Raw genomic sequence first — 4,423 nt, forward strand, 5'->3', positions numbered from 1 at the left:
GGTCGCGGTGGCAGGCCACGCCCGCCGGCCGGGCCGAGACGCCCGGCGCGGTGCGGATCGGCACCGTCCGGATCCCCGACGCCGAGCCGGTGCCCGCGCTGGTGCCGCTGCTGGACGCGGGCCACGTGCACCTGGCCGGCAGCGACCGGGCGGGCATCGCCGCGGTGGTGCCGGCCCTGCTGCTGCGTTCCGTCGGCCGCGCCGACCCGGGCGGGGTCCGCCTCTTCGGGTACGACCCGGAGCACCTCGGCGGCGGCCTGGCCGGGTTCGCCCCGCTGGGCACCGCCGGGCTGCTCACCTTCGTCGGCCCCGGCGGGCTCGGCCGGCTGCTGGACGACCTGGTGGAGCAGATCCGGCGGATCAACGAGACCGTGCTGGCCGGCGAGTACACCTCGCTGCGCGAGCTGGCCACGGCGACCGGCCGGCGCCCGGAGCCGTGGCGGGTGGCTGTGCTGCTCGGCGGCGACGAACTGTCCCGGCACGAGCGCGGCCAGCTGGACCGGGTGGTCCGCACCGGCGCCGCGTGCGGGGTGCACCTGGTGGTCCGCGGGATCGACCTGCCCGACGACCCGACCGTGTCCCGGGTGGTGGTGCAGCCGGACGGGGCCCGGATCGGCGGACTGCCGGTCGTCCTCGACGACCCGCCGCCGGCCACCCTGGTCACCGAGACCTGCCGGGAGGTGGCGTCCCGGGTCAACGCCGGCCCACCGCCGACGCCCTTCGCCGACCTGCTCCCGCCACCGGAGCGGATGTGGCGGGAGGACTCGGCGCACGGGCTGACCGCGCCGATCGGCGAGGGCCCGCACGGCCGGCCGGTACTGCTCACCCTCGGCGACTACCCGCCGCACGCCCTGATCGGCGGTCCGTCCGGCACCGGCAAGACGAACCTGATCTTCGCCTGGATCGGCGCGCTGGCCTCCCGCTACTCCCCCGCCGAGCTGGAGTTCTACCTGCTGGACTTCAAGGAGGGGGTGTCCTTCGCCCGGTTCGCCCAGGGCCGGCGGGACCCGAGCTGGCTGCCGCACATGCGGCTGGTCGGGATCAACGTCAACACCGACCGGGAGTTCGGGCTGGGGCTGCTGCGCTTCCTCGCCGAGGAGCTGCGCCGCCGGGCGGACGCCGCCAAGAAGCACGAGGTCACCAAGCTGGCCGAGCTGCGGGCGGTGGACCCCACCGGGCACTGGCCGCGGATCGTCGCGGTGGTCGACGAGTTCCAGGCGCTGCTCGCCGGGCGGGACGTGGTGGCCCGGGAGGCCGCCGACCTGCTGGAGGACCTGGCCCGGCGGGGCCGGTCGCAGGGTATCCACCTGGTGCTCGCCTCGCAGGACGTCCGCGGCATCGAGGCGCTGTGGGGGCGGCCCGCCCTGGTCGCCCAGTTCACCCTGCGCATCGCGCTGCCCAAGGCGCTGCGCATCCTGGCCGAACGCAACGACGCCGCCCAGTCGCTGCCCCGGCACCACGCCGTGGTCAACGCCGAGTCCGGGCTGGCCGAGGGGAACGAGGTGGCCCGGATCCCGTCGGCCAGCGACTGGGAGAGCTGGAGCGAGCTGCAGCACCGGCTGTGGCGGATGCGCCCGGCCGACGCCGCCCCGGCCCGGCTCTTCGACGGCGATGCGATCCCCCGTCTCGCGGACGCGCCGGATTTCCGGGCGCTGACCGCGCCGGACGAGGGGGTGCCGCGCAGCCCGGTGGCCCTGCTCGGCGAGATCATCGACGTGCAGGCGCGGTCCGCGACGCTGCGGCTGCCCCGGGCCCCGGGACGCAACCTGGCGGTGCTCGGCACCCGGGTGGACGAGGCGTGCGCGGTGCTGGACGCCGCCGCCCGGTCCCTCGCGCGCCAACACCGCCCCGGCACCGCCCGGTTCTCCATCGCCTGCCTCGACCAGGACGCCGACCCGGCCGCCCGGGCCCTCTACGAGGACCTGGCCGACGACGCCGCCTGGTACGACGAGGAGACGATCCCGGAGCTGATGGCCGAGGTGGGCGACTCGCTCGGCGCGCCGGGCACCCGGAACACCCCGCACTACCTGCTGCTGTACGCGGTCGACGCGGCGGCCGGTCAGCTCGCCGGGCGGGCCGGGCGGCGTACCGGGCTGGAGCAGTTGCGCCGGATCCTGCACGACGGGCCGGAGCGGCGTACCCACGTGCTGGCCTGGTGGCGCGGGGTGGCCCGGATGCGGGTGGACCTGGGCGGGCCGGCCGCCCGCACCGACCAGATCGGCGCGTGGGTGGCGCTCGACGTGCAGGGCGCGGAGCTGGGGTCCTCGCTCTATCCGGGCACCGGGGGGCCGGACTGGTACCCCCGGCCGTGGCGGGGACTCTACTTCGACCGGGCGGCCCACCGCACCGGACAGGTGATCATCCCTTATGGTCCGTCCCGTTGACATCCTCCCGGCCCGATAGGACCGGGATTCCCACGGTCGCCCGTCGAGTTTCCTGCTTCGTCACTGACCGCCTCGTCCGGGAGGGCTCCCGTTGAGGGCTTACACCAGCTCCACAGGCAGACACCGCCAGCCCGGCGGCCAGAATGTTCCGCGCCGCGTTCACGTCACGGTCGTGATTGATGCCGCAGTCGCACGTCCATGTGCGGACGTGCAGCGGCATGGTGTCCCGTACGGCTCTGCATGTCGAGCACAGTTTGGAGGAGGGGAACCAACGGTCGACCGCAATCAACTTACGGCCGTACCACTGGGCCTTGTACTCCAGCATGCTGCGGAAATCGCGCCACGCCGCGTCGCTGATGGCGCGGGCGAGTGTGTGGTTTTTCAGCAGGTTCCGAACGGTGAGGTCCTCGATCACGATCGTTTGGTTTTCACGAACGAGCCGAGTGGTGATCTTGTGCAGGTGGTCGCGTCGCCGGTCGGCGATGCGAGCGTGAACCTTGGCGACCTTGCGGCGGGCCTTGTCCCGGTTCGCCGAGCCCTTGGCCTTCCGCGACAACTCCCGCTGGGCGCGGGCGAGCCGGGCACGGTCGCGCCGCTCATGCCGAAGGTTGGTGATCTTCTCCCCGGTCGACAAGGTCAGCAGGTTGTCAAGCCCGGCGTCTATCCCGATCGCCGCGGTGGTCGGGGGCAGCGGCTGAACGGTCGGGTCCTCGCACAACAAGGACACGAACCAGCGCCCAGCCGGGTCTTGAGACACCGTCACCGTCGATGGCTTCGCACCCTCGGGGAGAGGGCGGGACCACACGATGTGCAACGGCTCCGCCATCTTCGCCAACGTCAGCCTGCCGTCCCGGAAGCGGAAAGCGCTGGTCGTGTACTCCGCCGACTTCCGGCACCGCTTCCGCGACTTGAAACGCGGGTACTTCGCGCGTTTGGCGAAGAAGCTGGCGAGGCCGTCTGAAGATGACGCAGGGCCTGCTGGAGTGGGACCGAGGAAACGTCGTTGAGGTAGGCCAGTTCCTCTGTCTTCTTCCACGCGGTCAGCATCGCCGATGTGGCGTTGTAGGAGACGTGTTCCTGCCGGAGTGTCCACGCCTCGGTACGCGCCGCCAACGCGAGGTTGTAGACCTTCCGCACGCATCCGAACGTGCGCGACAGCTCAGCCGCCTGCGCGTCCGTGGGATAGAAGCGGTACTTGAATGCTCGCTTCACATGCGTGGTCTTCATGGCTTTCGAACTATCGCATCAACCTGTGACAACCTGCGGGTTGTCGGGAAGGGGCTCGGGTCCACAGTGCCGGCGACCGGCCATCCCTGCCCTGCTCCGCAGGCGTGCGGCTCCTTCCGGCGCTGATGCGGGGTTTCTCAAAGGAGTTCCGATGAACGAACCGGTCGCCAGTGAGACGTACGCCGCCCAGATCCGTCGGCTCGCCGAGCTGACCTCCCGGGTCGCCGCCCAGCGCGAGGAGGCGCACACCTGGTACGCGCAGCAGTGCGCCGCGGCCGACCGGGCGGTCGCCGAGGCCACCGCGCAGGTACGCCGCGCCGAGGCGGAGGCGGCCGAGGCGCGGGAACTGGTGGAGCGGGTCGACGCCGAGGCCGCGCACCTGTGGCAGGAGCTGCGGACCCGGCTGGGGGCGAGCGCGCGGCGGCTGGGTGATCCGCCCGGTCCGGCCCGGGACGCGTCCGGTGACCCGGTGCCGCTGCTGCACGGGGTCCGGGAGCTGCTGGACCGCACCCGTCAGCCGGGTGAGCTGCCGGGCTCGCTCAACCCGCTGCTGGTGCTCTGCGGGGTCGGCGGAGCCGTCGTCGCGTACGTCCTGGGGGTGGGGGCACGGGCGGTCGGCACCGGATCCGGCGGTGACCTGGCGGTCGGGATGCCGGTGCTGGGGCTGGTGGTGACGCTGCTCGGGCCGCTGGTGGGGTTGGCGCCGGCCCGGCTGCTGGCCGACCGCCGGCACGCCGTCCTGGGCCCCCGCCCGATCACCGTGGTGCTGACCGCCGGCGTGGTGACGACGGTCCTCCTGCTCGCCCTCGCCC

3 protein-coding genes and 1 pseudogene are annotated in these 4,423 nt (G+C 73.1%); 2 read left to right on the forward strand and 2 right to left on the reverse strand.

Annotated features, from left to right (window positions below):
- On the forward strand, positions 1-2,384 hold a 2,384-nt coding region (locus DKT69_RS36690), incomplete at its 5' end, for an FtsK/SpoIIIE domain-containing protein (RefSeq protein WP_236648743.1).
- On the opposite strand, the gene DKT69_RS36695 is transcribed toward DKT69_RS36690, so the two are convergent.
- Positions 2,359-3,525, reverse strand: coding sequence for an RNA-guided endonuclease InsQ/TnpB family protein (locus DKT69_RS36695; protein ID WP_236648745.1), 1,167 nt, complete (start codon positions 3,523-3,525; stop codon positions 2,359-2,361). The two genes, DKT69_RS36690 and DKT69_RS36695, sit on opposite strands and share 26 nt — an antisense overlap.
- Positions 3,477-3,611, reverse strand: a pseudogene (locus tag DKT69_RS40805) (helix-turn-helix domain-containing protein); the annotation flags it as partial. The gene DKT69_RS36695 and the pseudogene DKT69_RS40805, both read right to left, overlap by 49 nt.
- A gap of 151 nt (positions 3,612-3,762) precedes the next feature.
- Between DKT69_RS40805 and DKT69_RS36700 the strand changes: the two are divergent.
- Positions 3,763-4,423: hypothetical protein (locus tag DKT69_RS36700; RefSeq protein ID WP_109805939.1), on the forward strand; the 661-nt coding region annotated here is incomplete at its 3' end.

Source organism: Micromonospora sicca (genome assembly GCF_003172935.1).
Lineage (GTDB): Bacteria > Actinomycetota > Actinomycetes > Mycobacteriales > Micromonosporaceae > Micromonospora > Micromonospora sicca.

What these genes read in the sequence shown, in the direction of transcription:
- DKT69_RS36695 (WP_236648745.1), bottom strand. Translation starts at nt 3,525, where the DNA reads ATGCGTGCGGAAGGTCTACAACCTCGCGTTGGCGGCGCGTACCGAGGC.